Annotated in this window: 10 protein-coding genes; 6 read left to right on the top strand and 4 right to left on the bottom strand. The window is 45.4% G+C overall.

From position 1 onward, the window contains the following. The first annotated feature begins 10 nt into the window (after positions 1–10). From E7Z59_RS05375 to E7Z59_RS05355, 5 genes are read left to right on the top strand one after another with little or no spacing between them, the layout of a single operon-like run. The gene (locus E7Z59_RS05375) at positions 11–3,325 is read left to right on the top strand and encodes a VCBS repeat-containing protein (protein ID WP_136335250.1); all 3,315 of its coding nucleotides are present in this window, start codon (positions 11–13) and stop codon (positions 3,323–3,325) included. Then, on the top strand, positions 3,309–6,671 hold the full coding sequence (locus E7Z59_RS05370) for a VCBS repeat-containing protein (protein ID WP_136335249.1): 3,363 nt from the start codon (positions 3,309–3,311) through the stop codon (positions 6,669–6,671). Before E7Z59_RS05375 ends, E7Z59_RS05370 begins: the two co-directional genes overlap by 17 nt. After that, positions 6,658–9,927 (top strand): VCBS repeat-containing protein, encoded by a 3,270-nt coding sequence (locus tag E7Z59_RS05365; RefSeq protein ID WP_136335248.1) that lies wholly within the window; start codon positions 6,658–6,660, stop codon positions 9,925–9,927. The genes E7Z59_RS05370 and E7Z59_RS05365 overlap by 14 nt, the downstream gene beginning before the upstream one ends. Further along, the gene (locus E7Z59_RS05360) at positions 9,924–11,273 is read left to right on the top strand and encodes a vanadium-dependent haloperoxidase (protein ID WP_136335247.1); all 1,350 of its coding nucleotides are present in this window, start codon (positions 9,924–9,926) and stop codon (positions 11,271–11,273) included. Before E7Z59_RS05365 ends, E7Z59_RS05360 begins: the two co-directional genes overlap by 4 nt. 5 nt (positions 11,274–11,278) lie before the next feature. Further along, on the top strand, positions 11,279–12,181 hold the full coding sequence (locus E7Z59_RS05355) for a GyrI-like domain-containing protein (RefSeq protein WP_168731245.1): 903 nt from the start codon (positions 11,279–11,281) through the stop codon (positions 12,179–12,181). Here the strand turns inward: E7Z59_RS05355 and E7Z59_RS05350 are convergent, their stop codons facing one another. After that, a complete protein-coding gene (locus E7Z59_RS05350) occupies positions 12,182–13,201 on the bottom strand; it encodes a LacI family DNA-binding transcriptional regulator (RefSeq protein ID WP_136335245.1) in 1,020 nt (339 codons plus the stop codon). Between the two features lie 90 nt (positions 13,202–13,291). Here E7Z59_RS05350 and E7Z59_RS05345 point away from each other — a divergent pair, with 90 nt between their 5' ends. Next, the gene (locus E7Z59_RS05345; RefSeq protein WP_136335244.1) at positions 13,292–14,137 is read left to right on the top strand and encodes an NHL repeat-containing protein; all 846 of its coding nucleotides are present in this window, start codon (positions 13,292–13,294) and stop codon (positions 14,135–14,137) included. A gap of 70 nt (positions 14,138–14,207) precedes the next feature. On the opposite strand, the gene E7Z59_RS05340 is transcribed toward E7Z59_RS05345, so the two are convergent. The 3 genes from E7Z59_RS05340 to E7Z59_RS05330 all read right to left on the bottom strand — a co-directional run bounded on the left by E7Z59_RS05340 (position 14,208) and on the right by E7Z59_RS05330 (position 17,791). Next, positions 14,208–14,570 (bottom strand): endonuclease domain-containing protein, encoded by a 363-nt coding sequence (locus tag E7Z59_RS05340; RefSeq protein ID WP_136335243.1) that lies wholly within the window; start codon positions 14,568–14,570, stop codon positions 14,208–14,210. Between the two features lie 190 nt (positions 14,571–14,760). Next, complete coding sequence (locus E7Z59_RS05335) at positions 14,761–15,735, bottom strand: LuxE/PaaK family acyltransferase (protein ID WP_136335242.1); 975 nt, start codon at positions 15,733–15,735, stop codon at positions 14,761–14,763. Positions 15,736–15,817: 82 nt separating this feature from the next. After that, on the bottom strand, positions 15,818–17,791 hold the full coding sequence (locus E7Z59_RS05330; protein WP_136335241.1) for a hypothetical protein: 1,974 nt from the start codon (positions 17,789–17,791) through the stop codon (positions 15,818–15,820). Positions 17,792–17,826: the final 35 nt, after the last annotated feature.

The following is a 17,826-nucleotide window of genomic DNA, read 5'->3' as shown; positions in this document are numbered from 1 at the left end:
TCAACCAATAATGAAAACGCTACTTAACCTACATATCAGTCTGCTTATATGCCTGGCGCTCTTGGGCTGTCAACAAGAGCACAAAGCTTTCACCTACCTGGAGGCGTCATCGACCGGAATCACTTTTTCCAACGATATCAGCAACACTGAAAGCCTGAACATCCTGAATTATTTGTACTTCTATAATGGAGGTGGTGTTGCTACAGCTGACTTTAACAAGGACGGCCTGGCTGACCTGTACTTTACCGCTAATCAAAAACAGGATGAGCTTTACCTGAACAAAGGGAATTTTCAATTTGAGGTAATCACCGGAAAGTCCGGCTTGACACAAGATGACAGTTGGACCACGGGAGTAACCATCGTTGATATTGACGGTAATGGGTACCCTGACCTGTATATCTGTAAAGTCTCTCCGATAGCTGCCGAAGGCACACATAACCTGTTATACCTGAACCAGGGGCCGGACCAAAACGGAATTCCTGTTTTTCGCGAGGCCGCTGAAGAATACGGCCTGAATTTTAGTGGCTTTTCAACACAGGCAGCCTTCTTTGACCAGGACCTCGACGGTGATCTTGATATGTATCTGCTCAATCACTCCGTACACCCCAGCAGTAATTACGGAAAGGGTGCTTTAAGAGACATTCCGGACACTCTTTCAGGAGATCGGTTTTACCGAAATCACGATGGTTTTTACAAAGATGAAACTGCTGCTTCAGGCATTCACAACGGAAAAACCGGGTATGGCCTTGGCATAAGCATAGGAGACCTGAATAACGATGGCTATCCTGACCTCTATATTGGCAACGATTTTTTTGAAAACGATTACCTCTACCTCAACAATACCGATGGCACCTTTACCGACATCCATGAAAACGGTGATCACCTGGGGCACACCTCTCATTTCTCTATGGGTAATGCCATTACAGATATAAATAACGACCTGCTTCCGGATATCATTTCTGTGGATATGCTTCCGGAGGATCTATCCACCTATAAGACTTCAGGCCTCGAGTACCCCTACCACATCTACCAAAATTACCTGCGAAACGGGTACCAGCCACAGTATATGCAAAACACCCTTCACCTTAACAGGGGGAATAACGTATTTACAGAAACCGCCTATCAGAGCGGCATCGCTGCCAGTGAATGGTCGTGGGCTCCTGTTTCTGCCGATTTCAATAATGACTCCTACCGTGACCTGTTCATAACCAATGGTATTCCCGGCGCTACCAACGATATGGACTTTGTAAGCTTTATTGCCAATGAGGAGATCCAGAAAAAACTGGGCAGTAATATGGGTGCTGATGAATTGAAATTTATTGACAAGCTCCCTTCTAAGAAGACCTCCAATATGTTATTTCAAAATACAGGAGGAAATGAATTCACCCAACCCGGTCAATGGAATGAACATCCACCATCTTTTAGCAATGGTGCCCTTGCTGTAGACCTGGACAACGACCATGACCCCGACCTGGTGGTGAATAACATCAACGCACCGGCCTATATCATTCGAAATGATATCGAAGAAGGGAATGCCATCACTGTACATTTGGAGGGGTCTCATAAAAACACCATGGCCATTGGCGCCAAACTTATTTTGTATTCAAAGGAAAATTCTCCGGTATTGCAAGAATATCATCCTACTGCGGGATATCTTTCTGCCAATGCCTCCGGTATTCATTTGGGTATGGGCAACTCAACCACAGCCGATTCTCTCAGGGTCATTTGGCCTGATGGCAGTGGGGAGCTGCTTACGCAAATTCCGGCAGACACCACATTGACCCTTCAATGGAAAGATCATAACCCCGATCAAGCAGCTTATACTCTGAACGTAAACAGTGCACCTTTACTAAAAAACACAGTCATTGATACAGGGTTCAGGCACCGCGACCAACCCACCCTTGAGTTTAACGTAAATCCATTAATTCCATACGCTTCCACCAACCTGGGTCCAAGGGTTGCAGTGGGCGATCTGAATGGTGATAACCTGGACGACCTTTGCTTCGGAGGTGGCAAACGCCAGCCTGCCTCTTTGCTATATCAGACTTCCGAAGGTAATTTCATCAATGCTTCACCAAAAGTTTTTGAGGAAGACACCGATTCTGAGGGTACCGACCAATTGATCATCGATGCTAACGGAGATGGTTTAAATGACATTATTATGGTTTATGGGGGCAATGAGTACAGAACAGGACGGCCCCTGCAACCAAAATTATACCTGCAAACCGAAACGGGATTCCTGGAAAAAAAAGATGCCTTTGGAGAGCTCTATGTTAATGCTTCCAGGGTGAAGGCGGCAGACTATGATAACGATGGTGATCTTGATCTTCTGATCGCTTCTGATCTGGCTACCCACCAATACGGGGCAACCCCTGTTCAATACCTTTTAGAGAATAATGGTGATGGCCAATTTTCTGATATCACTGATACAAAGGCACCCGATCTCAGAAACTTAGGAAATGTGACCGATTTAATCTGGAGTGATATTAACCGGGATGATCGCCTTGATATTCTGGCAGTGGGTCACTGGATGCCTGTTTCTATTCTTATCAATACCGAAAAAGGATTCGATCTACAGAAAACTAACGGACTCGATGACTCACACGGCTGGTGGAATACCCTTAAGGTTACCGACCTCAACAACGATGGTCACCCAGACCTTGTAGCCGGAAACTGGGGGAGTAATACCAGGCTCAGGGCTAAAAAAGACACCCCGCTTAGATTGTACCGTAAGGATATGGATGGGAACGGCAGTATAGAAACTGTGATCAGTTATTACTACAAAGGCACTGAAACCCCATTTTCTTCGAAAGATGAACTAAGTAAGCAAATGCCTTTTCTGAATAAAAGGTTCCTCTCCTACACCGATTTTTCAACAGCTTCCATGGAAGATCTGTTCGGTCGGGAGAACCTGGACAATGCCGACGTCAAGATCACCAATGAATTAAGAAGCTCTGTTTTTATCAATGATGGCAATGGCAGTTTCACCAAAAAGCCTCTCCCCTTTGAAGCCCAGACTTCGACAGTCAATGATATAGCCGTAACCGACCTGAACCGGGACGGATTTAATGACCTTATCCTGGTAGGAAACCTCTATGAGATCTCGACCCAACTGGGACGCCTTGACAGTAACAGAGGTGTGGTATTACTGAACGACCGGGAAGGAAATTTTCAATTAGCTCAAATAGCGGGATTGACAGGCCCTATGAAAGCTATAGAGCCAATAAACATAAATGGCAGCCCTTATTGGGTTGTTAGCAGAAACAACGACACACCCCTTTTTTTAGAACCCATAAAGACCACTGATTATGATCCGAAAAAGTAATCTTTACCTGGCCACGCTGCTGGCATTAATTCTAAGTTCCTGTGCAGAGAACAAAGACGCCGAAGTTGCCGAAGGCGAAAACAAAGAGACCTTGTTTTCCCTGATGGCCCCGGAAGAAACAGGATTTCAATTCTTTAATAAGGTTGAAAATCAGAAGAATTTCAACATATTTAAATACCGGAACTTTTACAACGGAGGTGGGGTTGCCATTGGTGACATCAATAACGATGGGTTGGCTGATATCTATATGACTGCCAATATGGGTCCGAATAAGCTTTTCCTCAATAAAGGAGACATGGTCTTTGAGGATATCTCTGCAGCAGCGGGAGTTGAAGGTAATAAACCATGGTCTACGGGGGTTAATATGGTGGATATTAATAATGACGGCCTGTTGGACATCTATGTAAGCAATGCCGGAAACCTTGAGGGTAACAACCACGACAATGACCTTTACATCAATAATGGAGACCTGACCTTTACCGAACAGGCCGCCAAATACAACCTTTCGGAAACAGGCTTCAGTACCCACGCCACCTTTTTTGATTACGATAAAGACGGTGATCTGGATGCCTATATACTCAACAACAGTAATATCCCTGTAAGCAGCCTCGGGTATGCTCATCAAAGGGATGTACGTGCCCAGGATTGGGAGGGTGTACCTTATATTTTCAGAGGTGTGGGCGATATGCTTCTTCGCAATGACGGAGGTACCTTTACCGATGTGAGCGAAGATGCCGGGATCTATGGCAGCCTGATAGGATTTGGGCTGGGAGTTATGATCAGTGATGTGAACAACGATCTTTACCCGGATATTTACGTTTCTAACGACTTTTATGAGAGAGATTATCTCTATATCAACAACCAGGACGGAACCTTTACAGAGGACATCAAAGGCTGGACCTCTCACCTATGTCTTTCTGCCATGGGAGTGGATTTTGGCGACATTAACAACGATGGGAATGCCGATATCTTTATCACCGACATGCTGCCTGAACCAGAAGAAAGAGTCAAGTCTGTAATGACCTTTGAGGGCTACAATGTGTTCAAGCTCAAGCAAAGCAAAGATTTCTTTCAGCAGTATATTCAAAACACCCTGCAATTAAACAATGGAAACGGAAGCTTTTCTGAGATCGCACATTTCAGCGGGGTAGCCAGAACTGACTGGAGCTGGGCCGGCCTGATGTTCGACATGGACAATGATGGGTTTCGCGACATCTATGTAACCAACGGGATCAATCACGACCTGACCGACCTGGATTTTGTTGACTTTTTCGCCAATGACATCATTCAAAAGATGGCTCTGACGGGTAAAAAGGAGGCCATTGATACTATTATCAATAAAATGCCAAGAGTACCGCTACCCAATTACGCCTTCCACAACCAAAAAGACATCACCTTTAACAATGCTGCCCCTGATTGGGGTATGGATATTCCAAGCATGTCAAACGGTTGTGCCTATGGTGACCTGGACAATGATGGTGATCTCGACCTTGTCGTGAACAACGTAAACATGGAGGCATTTTTATTCAGAAACAACAGTGAAAAAGTTACCGGAAATCATTACCTCAAGCTGGATTTTGAAGGCAGCGACCAAAACAAATTCGGAATCGGAAGTACGGTACGTCTCTATTTTGACGGGAACCACTATATGCAGGAACTAAACCCTTCCAGAGGTTTCCAGTCATCTATGGAATACGGAATGACCATAGGCCTGGGTACTGCCAAAAAGATCGATTCTCTGAGAGTGATCTGGCCGGACAACAAAACCCAATTGCTAACCGATGTAGATCCGAACCAGGAGATCACCCTGAAATACGGAGAGGCAACAGCTGTTTTTGAAGTATCTAATAAGAAGAAAAAACAACCGACGATTTTCGAAGAAGTGGAGGGCCTCCAACTAGCCAGCCACAAAGAAAATAATTACAATGATTTCGATTATGAAGGGCTCATCAATGCGAAAGTCTCCCAGGAGGGTCCTTCCCTTGCCATTGGAGATATTGATGGTGATGGTAATGAGGATGTGTTCATAGGCGGAGCTGCAGGACAGCCGGGAATGATCTACAGGCATTTAAAAGACGGCGAAATCAAGGCCTTACCGCAACTCAGCTTTCAGAACGATGCCAGTCTGGAAGATACAGCAGCGGCCTTTGCCGATATCGACAACGATGGCGACCAGGACCTGATCGTTGGCAGCGGCGGTAACCAGGTAGGTCAGCAAAATACCTATGTAACCAGGGTGTATTTGAACAATGGTAAGGGCCAATTTTCAAAGGCTCCCTACGACCTCCCCTCCCGTTATAAGAATATTTCGGTCATTGCCCCTCATGATTTCGATGCTGATGGCGATGTTGATCTCTTTATTGGAAGCAGAAGTGTGGTTGGTACCTATGGTGTAAACCCTGACCACCTCCTATTGGAGAATCGAGGCGACGGCAACTTTTATGATGTTACCGAAAGACTGGCCTATGACCTGAATGATGCCGGTATGATCACTGATGCACAATGGGCAGATACTGATGGTGATGGCAAAAAAGACCTGGTGCTCGTCGCAGAATGGGGCAGCCCTATGATCCTGAAGAATAACGGCAGGAGACTGGTACGCACAGATTCGGCTTTAAACGAATTAACAGGATGGTGGAACACCATTGAAAGCGCCGACCTCGACAAAGATGGAGACCTGGATCTCATTATCGGCAACCGTGGTTCAAATATCATCTATCGTCCATCAAAAGAGCAGCCCATGGTGCTCTATATAAACGATTTCGACAATAACGGATCTATTGAACAAATACTGACCCAGCGTAAGGATGGCAAAGACTATCCTATTCACATGAAAAAAGAGCTAACGGCTCAGCTGGTATCCCTGAAGAAGGAAAACCTTAAGGCATCCGATTATGCACAACGGGCAATAGATGAACTCTTCCCGGAAGATCTGATCAACAATTCCATGGTGAAGATCATTAACACCTCAGAAACGATCATGGCCATCAATGAAGGCGATGGCAACTACAGAATAGAAAACCTTCCCAGCAGGGTACAACTATCCTGCGTATGTGGAATTAGTGCAGAAGACGTAAACGGAGATGGTCACACAGACCTGATCATGGCGGGTAATAATTTTGAATTTAAGCCACAGTTCTCCCGTCTTGACGCCAACTACGGAAACGTTCTGCTGGGCGACGGACAGATGAACTTTAACTGGTTAAATTACAACGAAAGCGGCTTCTTCATAAGAGATGAAGTAAAACATGTGGAAGTTTTTCACGATAAGAATGGTAAGTCCTACCTGGTAGCTGCCATTAATGACAATCAACCCAAAATATACCGACTTAATGAAGTGCTTTAAATCTTTAACGATTGGTCTTATTATTGTTCTTGGGATGGCCTCCTGCAATTCAGACAACAAGGTATTTCAGGAATTGAGTCAGGAGCAAACAGGTATCGGGTTTTCAAATACGCTTGAACCTGATGATGACATGAATATTTTGGACTACCTCTATTTCTACAATGGTGGTGGCGTTGCTGTGGGTGATATTAACAATGACGGTCTGGCAGACATCTATTTCTCCGGAAACCAGACCCCGAACAAACTCTACCTGAACAAGGGAAATATGAGGTTCGAAGATATTACCCAACAGGCAGGGGTTGCCGGAAAGAGCGACTGGAATACAGGTACGGTCATGGCTGATGTTAACGGAGACGGCCTCCTTGATATTTATGTCTGTGCTGTAGTAGGGTTGCAGGGCATGCGGGGCTACAACGAATTATACATCAATAATGGAGATCTGACCTTTACAGAATCTGCCGGCAGTTACGGGCTTGACCTGGATACCTACAGCTCTAATGCAGCCTTTCTTGATTACGATCTTGACGGCGATCTGGATATGTACCTCCTCAACCATGCCATACATACCCAGGAATCTTTTGGCAGGGCAAGCCTGAGGGAGCAACGCTCCTATGAATCAGGCGACCGCTTGTTTCGTAATGACGGGAACACCTTTACCGATGTAAGTGAAGAAGCCGGCATTTACGGCGGTGTGAACGGATACGGACTGGGAATAGGAGTAGCCGATTTTAACAGAGATGGATACCCCGACATTTATGTCGGTAACGATTTTCACGAAGACGATTATTATTATGTGAACCAGGGAGACGGTACGTTTAAAGAACTTATGAAGGAACATTTCGGCCATATTTCCAGGTTTTCCATGGGCAATGACATTGCTGACCTTAACCACGATGGTTATCCCGATCTGCTGTCATTAGACATGCTTCCCGAGGAAGAAAAACCCTTAAAAGCCTCGGAAGGTGATGATAATGTACAAATGCTTAAAATGCGTACCAATAACCTGGGGTATCATTACCAGTTCACCCGAAACATGCTCCACATAAACCGTCAGGGCGATTATTTTTCTGAGCAGGCCCTGATGTCAGGTATCGCTGCTACCGACTGGAGCTGGAGCGCCCTCTTTGGCGATTTCAATAAAGATACCGAACTCGATGTATTCATTGCCAATGGAATCCCAAAGCGACCTAATGATCTCGATTATGTCCGATTTGTTTCCAGTGAACAGATACAGAACAAGATAAGCAACACCTCGCTGATCGACCAGGAGGCCCTTGATATGATGCCCTCCGGAGTTGTCCCCAATTATGTTTTTGAAGGAAACAGCGATCTACATTTTAAAGACCGGACCGGGGAGTGGATCGCCAAAAAGGAAAGAATTACCACTGCTGTGGCCATGGGCGACCTTGACAACGATGGTGATCTTGACCTTGTACTGAACAACCTGAATGAACCCTCTGTGATCCTGGAGAACAAGAGTGAGGCAGATGAGAAACACCATCAAATAAGTTTTGATATCCGGTTCGAAGGCGCAAACACTCACGGCATAGGAACCAAGGTATTAGGCTATACAGAAGGCCGTTTATCCTATCGGGAATTGTTTCCCGTAAAAGGGTTTCAGGCTTCCTCTCAACCGCGAATACACCTCGGAACCGGACAGGCTCAGACCTTAGATTCGCTGCGAATCATCTGGCCCGATGGCACCACCGAACTGTGGGAGGATATAAAAACCGACCAGATCATGACCCTTGAGCCGGGAGACAACAGACAGCCATATTTAAAGAATAACGGTCCGGGCAAACTACTGTTTGAAAAAGACAGTACTGCCCTGGGAATCGATTTTGTGCACCAGGAAGACAATTACCTTGATTTTAATGCTCAAAAGCTGATTCCCTATCGCATTTCAGACCGCGGTCCGGCTACGGCCGTAGGAGACCTGAATAACGACGGACTTGAAGATCTCTATTTCGGTTCTTCTAAGTTCCATAAAAGTGCTGTATTCCTTCAAAATAACCTTGGGTATACTGCCACAGAGCTTCCGGAGGCTCTAAGAGATTCGGTCTATGAAGAAGTCACTGCCCTGATCAGTGATATTAACGGAGACAAAATAAATGACCTGGTACTGGGAAGCGCCGGAGGTAATTTCTATGGTAAAAGTGCCCCTTTAAGAGACCGGCTTTTTATAAACAACAATGACAGTCTAAATCAGGTTAATTTGCCTGAGCTGTATACCAACGCCTCTGTAATCCTGCCTTTAGACTTTGACAAGGATGGAGATACAGATCTCTTTATAGGCAACCAGGCCATTACCTACGACTATGGGAACATACCGGCCTCTGCCCTTCTGGAGAATACGCAAAACGGATACGAAGTTTATACTTCTGAGATCCTTGAACACCTGGGTATGATCACCGATGCCCGGTGGGAGGATATCAATGGAGATGGAGAAAATGAATTAGTTGTAGTGGGCGAATGGATGTCGCCGCGTTTTTTTACTTTCAGCGCGGGCCGCTTACAGGAATTAAACCTATTGGAAGAAAAGGTGTCAGGACTTTGGCAGGCTGTACACCCTCATGATATTGATGGCGATGGAGATACCGATCTTCTCCTGGGTAACTGGGGAACCAACACGAAATTCAAAGCAAGTCATAAATATCCGTTGATCATGCATTACGGTGACTTTGATAAGAACGGGGCTACAGAAACCATTGTCAGCATCCAAAAGAACGGAGATTATTATCCTTTGGAAACCTTTGATGAACTGGCCTCGCAAATGACCGTACTCATGAGAAAATCATTCACTGATTACACTTCTTTTGCGGGTAAAACCACCGAAGAGATCTTTGGGGACGAAATCCTTGAGAAGGCCACTGTACTGGAGGTTAACGAACTTAGAACAGGGTACCTTAAAAATGAAGGAGGGAGATTTCAATTTATCCCTTTTTCAAATATATTACAGGAGTCTCCGGTGACCACTTTCCTCTCTTATGACTTCAATAATGACCAAAAAGATGAAGTGCTGGCGGCGGGGAATTACTTTGGTGTTAAACCCTATCACGGAAGGTTTGACGGATTTCCGGGAGCGTTGATAACAGATGCCGAAAATCAGGTACTGACCCATGAATCAGGACTCAATCTTAGTGGAAAAGCTGTAAGGCACCTAAACATTATTACACTTAATAAACAACCCTATTTGCTGGTTACCGTCAATAACGGCCCCGCAGAAGTATATCAGATTAAAGCACAACAACCATGAAAAGAACCATTTATACCATCATAGCTATTGCAGGAGTATTATTAAGCTCATGCTCCTCAGATCAGACGCCTATAACCATTAGTGAAGAACACCTTCACAAATCGGTAGAAAAGGTAACCGAGATCATGATCCATGATATCTTTTCACCTCCCGTGGCGAGTAGAATCTACGTCTACCCCAATATCACAGCCTATGAGATCATAGCGAGAAATACCGGGGCCTACCCCAGCTTATACGGACAGATAGAACACCTCCCTGAAATTCCCGCGAGTGAAGATCCCGAGGTAAACGCATCATTGGCGGCCCTGATCGCCCATATGGAGCTAAGTAAGAGCCTGATCTTTTCTGAAGAGCGCATGCAAACTTTTCAAGACAGTCTCTATGGGGTATGGCAAGAACAAAACGAAAGAGAGTTCGAGGCATCTAAAGAGTATGCCGACCAAGTGGTTACCCTGGCAAAACAGTGGCTCGGCAACGATAACTACAAGGAAACCCGAACCATGCCCAAATTCACTGTTAACAGTGACGACCCATCACGTTGGCAACCCACTCCACCGGCCTATATGGACGGGATAGAGCCGCATTGGATGAAGATCCGACCCATGGTCTTAAATTCAGCTGATCAATTTAAACCGGCCCCACCTCCGGCATTTTCTATGGAAGAAGGGTCTGATTTCCACAAGGAGCTGATGGAGGTTTATGAGGTGAGCAATCGTATTACTGACGACAATTCTGAAGAAGTGGCCATTGCCCAGTTCTGGGATTGTAATCCGTATGTTTCAGTAACACGTGGCCACCTGATGTTTGCCACAAAAAAGATCACCCCGGGCGCACACTGGATCGGCATATGTAAGATCGCTTCCAAAAAATCAGGATTTGATTTTGCGACTACCCTGCACGCCTATACCAAAACCTCCATCGCCATCTTTGATGGATTCATCAGCTGCTGGGACGAGAAATACCGAAGCAACCTCATTCGTCCTGAGACGCTGATCAACCAGCACATTGATGAAAACTGGAAGCCTATCCTGCAAACTCCTCCCTTCCCGGAGTACACCAGCGGACATTCGGTAGTTTCAGGAGCAGCTGCCACCGTACTGACTTCGATCTTTGGAGATGATTTTGCCTTTGATGACGATACAGAACTACCTTATGGCCTGCCCGTAAGAAGCTTTTCTTCTTTTAATTCGGCAGCCGATGAGGCAGCCATCAGCAGAATGTATGGTGGTATACATTACCGCGCAGCTATTGAAGTAGGCGTTAAACAAGGGCGCTCTCTGGGCCACTTTGTGGTTGACCAACTGGTAATGAAAAACAAACAAGAAGAACTCGCTAACAACCAATAATGAATATGAACAGGTTATTCGCTATCCTCGGATTGCTCTTGCTGGCACTGATATCCTGGTATTTCCTTATAAAACCCAGCGATTATAATGTTTATTTTAATGTTTCTACCAGCAGCGGTCACGCCTATGATGAACTCCTTAACTGGGATTCAGTGACCGAAGCTGCAGATGAAACTACCGTATCCTCTCAATTCCCCTACCGAGAGCTTACACAGCAGCTCTCGGTGAACAAAACGACCTATAATATAGAGTGGAACCTAAGCAGATTAAATGACAGCACCACCCGCGTTAAGGCAGGCATATCTGAACCCGGTCACAAGATCGTTAACCGGATACTCATCCCCTTCACAGATACAGAATTTGAAAATACGACCCTCAACCTGGTCATGGATTATAAGAAGTTCCTGGAAGAAAGTATCAGTCAATTCAATATTGAAGTGACCGGTACAGAAACTACACCTTCTAAGTTCTGTGCCTGTACCAGGGCAAAGACCACCCCCGAAAACAAGGCTTTTAAAATGATGAGAGACTATAGCTACCTTTCAGGCTTCATTGCTTCTAATGGTCTCGAGGCCGATGGTAATCCCGTGGTTGACATTCTGGAATTCCAGGAAGAAAAGCGGCTTATCGAATTTGATTTTTGTTTTCCATTTAAAAAGCAAGACAGTCTGCCTGAGAGCCCCGACATCTTCTTTAAGCAGATAGAAGCCAGACCGGCCATAAAAGCCATCTATAATGGAGACTACCGGTTCTCTAACAAGAGTTGGTACCACATCTTTGATTATGCGGAAGATCAGGACATTCCCTATCTGAAGCAACCTCTTGAGGTGTACTATAACAATCCCAATATGGGAGGAAATACCCTGGAATGGGTAACAGATATCTATCTACCTATTGACCCCTCCTGATCAGGCAGATTCGCGTTTTACAATCGTTGTCTGAATGATCTCTTTGGTATACGGAGGCTCTTCATCACTTTCGTTTTCCAGCCGATCGATCAATAAGCTGGCTGCGCGATACCCGATCTCCTCCCCGTGCTGACTGACGGTGGTAAGTGACGGACTGCTGCTTTTAGATATAATACCATCGGTGAATCCGATTACAGCAATATCATCAGGGGTTTTTAGTCCTGACTTTTGAGCCATTTTAATGGCCTGTACGGCAAAGAATTCGGTAACGGCAAAAACAGCGTCAACTTCACTCTCCTTAAACAAGGCTTCTACCGCTTCGAAGTCGTTGTAAAAATTATCGAGTTTGACAATGCGTTTTTCATCGATCTCAATTCCTGCATCCCGAAGTGCCTTCTTGTACCCTTCTGTTCTCAGTTTCCCTACGCTCCCCATATAATCAGGCATGGTAAGTATAGCGATCTTCTTCTTTCCCTGATCGATCAGGTAATTCACCGCATCATAGGCCCCTTTAAAATCGTCAATGATCACCTTATCACAATCAACCTCCTCGGTTACCCGATCGATCATGACCACAGGCATCCCACGGTTGATCACCTCCTTGATATGGTGAAAATCTCCGGCCTTTTGAGTTCCCTGAGAAAGGGCCATTATAAAGCCATCAATACTGCCATTAGCAAGCATCTCCATATTGATCACCTCTTTTTCGAAAGTTTCATTAGAGATACAGATGATCACATTATACCCCCTTTTGGTGGCACACTTCTCAATTCCCGTAGTAATGGAGGAAAAGAAAAAATGCTGGATCTCCGGTAACACGATCCCCAGGTTTTTTGTCTTTTGGTTCTTAAGACTCAGGGCGATATTATTAGGCTTATAATTGTGCTCCTTTGCAAACTCCTGGATCAGTTTACGTGTTCGTTCACTGATCTCCGGACTGTCTTTAAGAGCCTTGGAAACCGTGGAAATGGACACATTAAATCGTTTGGAGATCTCTTTTAGGGTTATCTTCTTTCTCATGGAGTGTAGGAAACTTTTGAATTCATTCAAAAATAGCGTTAAAATTTAAAATCGCTTTCCAAATTGGCGGGTTGTTCGTAAATTTTTTACATGAAATGGACCATCACCTCCATATTAATATGGGTACTCTCTTTTAATTGCAGCCAAACGATCCCTGATCACCTGGAAGTGCTCACCTGGTTGCCCGAGGAAATGCGTGAAAACTCAGGTCTGGAAACCGTGCCGGGAAGCGATCTGATCTGGAGCATTAATGATTCAGGAAACAAGGATCATCTATACGGCCTGGATATTCAGGGGAAGATCGTGAAGGAATTCAATATCAAAGGGGCTGTAAATGAAGATTGGGAAGACATTGCCGCTGATGAAAAAGGCAATGTTTACATCGCAGACATTGGAAACAATAGTTATAAACGCGATGAACTTTTTATATACAAGCTGCCAAATCCGGCCTCAGCAACCGGAGACGATATGGAAGCAGAAGAAATTGAATTCCGCTACCCCGGACATAAAAAGAATCAACCCATCAATGCAGAAGCCCTGGTGTACCACAAGGGCAGGCTATATATTTTTTCCAAAGACGAAAATGAGGAAGAGGAAGAATTGGTGAAGGTGTACTCCGTACCTGCTGCCTCCGGAAAATACACTGCAAAATTAGTAGCTGAGATCCCGGCCTGTGATGACAACGATAACTGCAGGGTTACTGCCGCCGATATCAGCCCGGACGGAAAAACCCTGGCACTTTTAACTTATGATAAGGTATTGCTGGCTGCCAATTTCCTGGGAACAGACGAGGTACCAAAATTCAAGGTCATAGACCTCGAGCACCGCACCCAGAAAGAAGGCTTGTGCTTTTATGACCATCATACCCTGCTGCTCTCTGATGAACGAAGCCACGGGGAAGGCGGGGTGCTCTATCGGTTCGAATTGCCTCGGTGATGCTTTAACCACCCCGCTGATGATAGATCATCAGCGACCCTCCTTGGAAAGGAGGGTGTAATTAGTGCTTTTATTCGGGCCTGAATTGAGAGGATATTTCATTTAATACGTTCCGGAGAGCTTCAGCACTATGCGGATTTGGAATTCTCAAGACTTTAATTCCTAATTTTTTGAAATATAATTCACGTTCCTTATCCCTTTCATTGACTTGATCCGTATAATGATAGGGCCCTTCTAATTCTACAATCATCTTTTCAGAAGGGCAATAAAAATCTGCTATATATTTCCCTATACCGGCCTGCCTCCTGAATTTTCTACCTTCCAGTTGACGACCACGCAACTTACTCCATAAAGTTCGTTCATAAAGTGTTGCTTCATTTCTCAACTTTCGTCGGTATTCCGTCTGATATTTTCTATTGAAGTTAGAGCGCATTTTCAAATATATAGAATATATGCTACATATTCGATCTACTCTCAAAAGAATTAAAATTTACCCCCTCCTTTCCAAGGAGGGGTGGATCACGCTTTAAGTGTGATTCGGGGTGGTTCTGGGGTGGATCACGCTTATAGCGTGATTCGGGGTGGTTCTGGGGTGGCCACAGCTTTAGCTGTGAACGGGGTGGTTACATGACCATTAAATTACACCCCCTGATATCACTATTATCAAAGCGGCCCAAGACTTCAAAACCGCCAGCATGCCTGCGCCCAAGGTCCTGTGTGGCAATAAAGGAGCAGGTATGTATATTGGCCAGATCGATTACATTAATGCCCCCGGTCCTGTTATCTTCCAGGTAGGAGAAAGGATCTTCCATATCGCGAATAAGCACCCGCATCCAGGGTGGGGTATTAAAAATTCCGTCTCCCCTGGAATACGCCTGGCTCAGCAGTTCGGTCATACCGTATTCTGAATGGATCTGCCCAACCCCAAATCCTTCTTTAAGTATGGAGTGGAGTTCGGCTCGGATGAGCTCTTTTCTGCGACCCTTCATTCCCCCTGTCTCCATAACCACGGTATGCTTTAATTGGAAGCGATGCCTCTCTACCAGGTCAAGTAAGGCAAAAGAAACCCCTATCAACAACACCTTTTTCTTTTCCTGATCCAGTCTTTTTAAAAGCACAGCCAGCTCATCGATCTCCTTCAAGAAGAATCCACTCTCCGGATGATCTGACTCCCTGATCATATCGTCAACCATGTAGATCAAAGAAGAACCGGTACGCTCTAAATAGGAAGGCAGGAGAGCAAGTACCACAAAATCTTTTACAGGACCGTAAAACTGCTCAAAACCTCTTCTGAAACTATGCTCATAGATACTGAGATCGGGCACATGATGTTTACTGGTTTGAGACCCCGTGGTACCGCTGCTGGTAAAGGTCTGTACCACTTCCCTTCCCTCGCAAAGTATCCTGTGTTGCTTAAAGAACTCAATAGGCATAAAGGGAATGGATGCTACAGATGAAACCTCTTCGGGCGTGCGGGTAAGCAGATCGCAGAATTTCCGGTATACCCGATTTTCCCGGTACTGCTGTTGAAAGACCTGCAAACAGGCTTCCTCAAAATCCCGGTTATTCTTAATGCCAAAAATCTCTTGTTTCTCCATAGTTGAATTCCTGACAAAAGTAGCCAAAATAAAAAAGCACCCCGAAGGGTGCTCTTTCATATATTTTAATGTGCGCTGTGAATTACAAAGCAGCATTGATCCAGGTCCATCCTGAGATATCAACGGCACTACCATTGGCAAATACATCATCAGCAGCACTCTGAACCGGAGTACCATCAATTATTACATTGGTGGTCGGCCCGTCGTTAGGCATATCCAGGTTTGTATTATACCCATCAACGAACAGGTTAGTGAAGGTAGCTCCCGAAGTTTTCTTGAACTGCAAGGCAAGCCCTCCTACTGTAGAAACAGCAGTGAAATTAACCAGTTGCGGATTCTTATTCTCACCATCGGCCTCAACTGCAGTAGAGAAGTTGGCATCGGTATGAGACACATAAGTATCAGTAATGGTACCGCTCCATCCTTCAGTCCAGTCTACCGCATCATCCTCAAGATTTTCAAGATAGATGTTTTTAGCATTCACTGTTCCTCCAAAGAATTCTACGCCATCATCAGCCCCGTTATAGATGGCTATGTTCTCTACTGTGGTTCCCGAACCTACAGCATAGAACGAAATTCCATTATACTGAGACTCCGAATTGATCTGGGCTCCGGTTCCGTAAAGTACAAGGTTTTTGATGCTGCCTGAACTTTCGGTATCATCATCGCCTCCATAGACAAAGCCACCTACCTCAGCCTGGGCTCCAATTCCGGCAGTTGTGGTGGCATTTCCGCAAATGGTAAGTCCGCCCCAGTCTCCCGGGTTACCACTAGCAGAAGACATGACAACCGGGTTGGTTTCTGTTCCCTGAATATCGATGGTTGCTCCTCTTAAAACCGCAATAAACACATCGGTTCCTCCTTCACGAGCAGTGATCCTTGTACCAGCAGGAATGGTCAGCGATCCACCTTCCTCAATGATATAAGAAGAGTTCAGGCTATAGGCAACATTAGGATCCAGGATCACATCTCCTGAAACAGACCCCTGAAGAACACTTTCTTCTACAGTACCGCGGTTAGCCACCCATGCAAAATCATTAATATCTACGGTCGGAGCCACGGTATAGCTATTCCCCGGATCGGCAGTTACTCCTTCGATCTGGATCACGGAAAGCTCGGCCTCTGTCGGGGCAGCAGGGTCTGCAGCATTTGGCAGATCCACCGAAGTATCATATCCTGTAAGTGACAAGCCTGTAATAGTAGCACCTGACTGCTTTTTAAACTGAAGGGCTACCCCTCCTGTTTCAGAAAGGGAAGTAAAGTTAGTGATGGTAGGATTGGCGTTCTCCCCGTCTGCTTCGATTGCAGTAGAGAACTCCCCTATAGTGTGTAATACATAGGTATTGGTTACACCACCGTCCCATCTCTCGGTCCAGTCTACCGCATCATCTTCGTTATTTTCCAGGTAAAGATTGGTTACCTCCACAGATCCCCCGAAAAATTCAACTCCGTCATCAGCTCCATTAAGGATAGCAACGTTATTGATCGAAGTTCCTGAACCTACGGCATAAAGAGAAAGCCCGTTGTACTGCGACTCCGAGTTGATCTGGGCACCTGCTCCCTCGATGATCAGGTAGTTAATAGATCCTGAATTATCGGCAGGATTATCACCTCCGTAAACGAGACCACCTACTTCAGCAGTCACATCAATACCCGAAGAAGTTACAGCATCTCCACAGATAACAAGCCCTCCCCAGTCTCCTGGAGAAGCATCTTCTGAGGTAAGCACAACCGGATTGGAGGCCGTACCCTGAATATCGATCATCGCACCTTTTTGCACTACAATATATCGGTCGGTACCCGCCTGAGAAGTAATGGTAGTCCCGGCCGGGATGGTCAGGGTTGCACCTGCTTCTACACTTAGAATACCTGTTAGTTCATAGGCTATGGCAGCATCAAGCGTCGTATCTTCAGTGATCTGCCCGGTAAGGTCATTTTCACCACCAAAGTCAGGAGGAGTAGTCGGTATGGTACCGTCATCATCACTACAGCCTACCAATGCGATCGCGGCAAATACTGATGCTATCACGCTAATTTTTAAAATTGCTCTTTTCATGATTGAAGATTAAATTGAAGATTAAGATTTATTGA

Origin of the sequence: Robertkochia marina (assembly GCF_004799345.1) — a bacterium.
Lineage (GTDB): Bacteria > Bacteroidota > Bacteroidia > Flavobacteriales > Flavobacteriaceae > Robertkochia > Robertkochia marina.
This window is presented reverse-complemented; position numbering and strand designations above follow the sequence as displayed.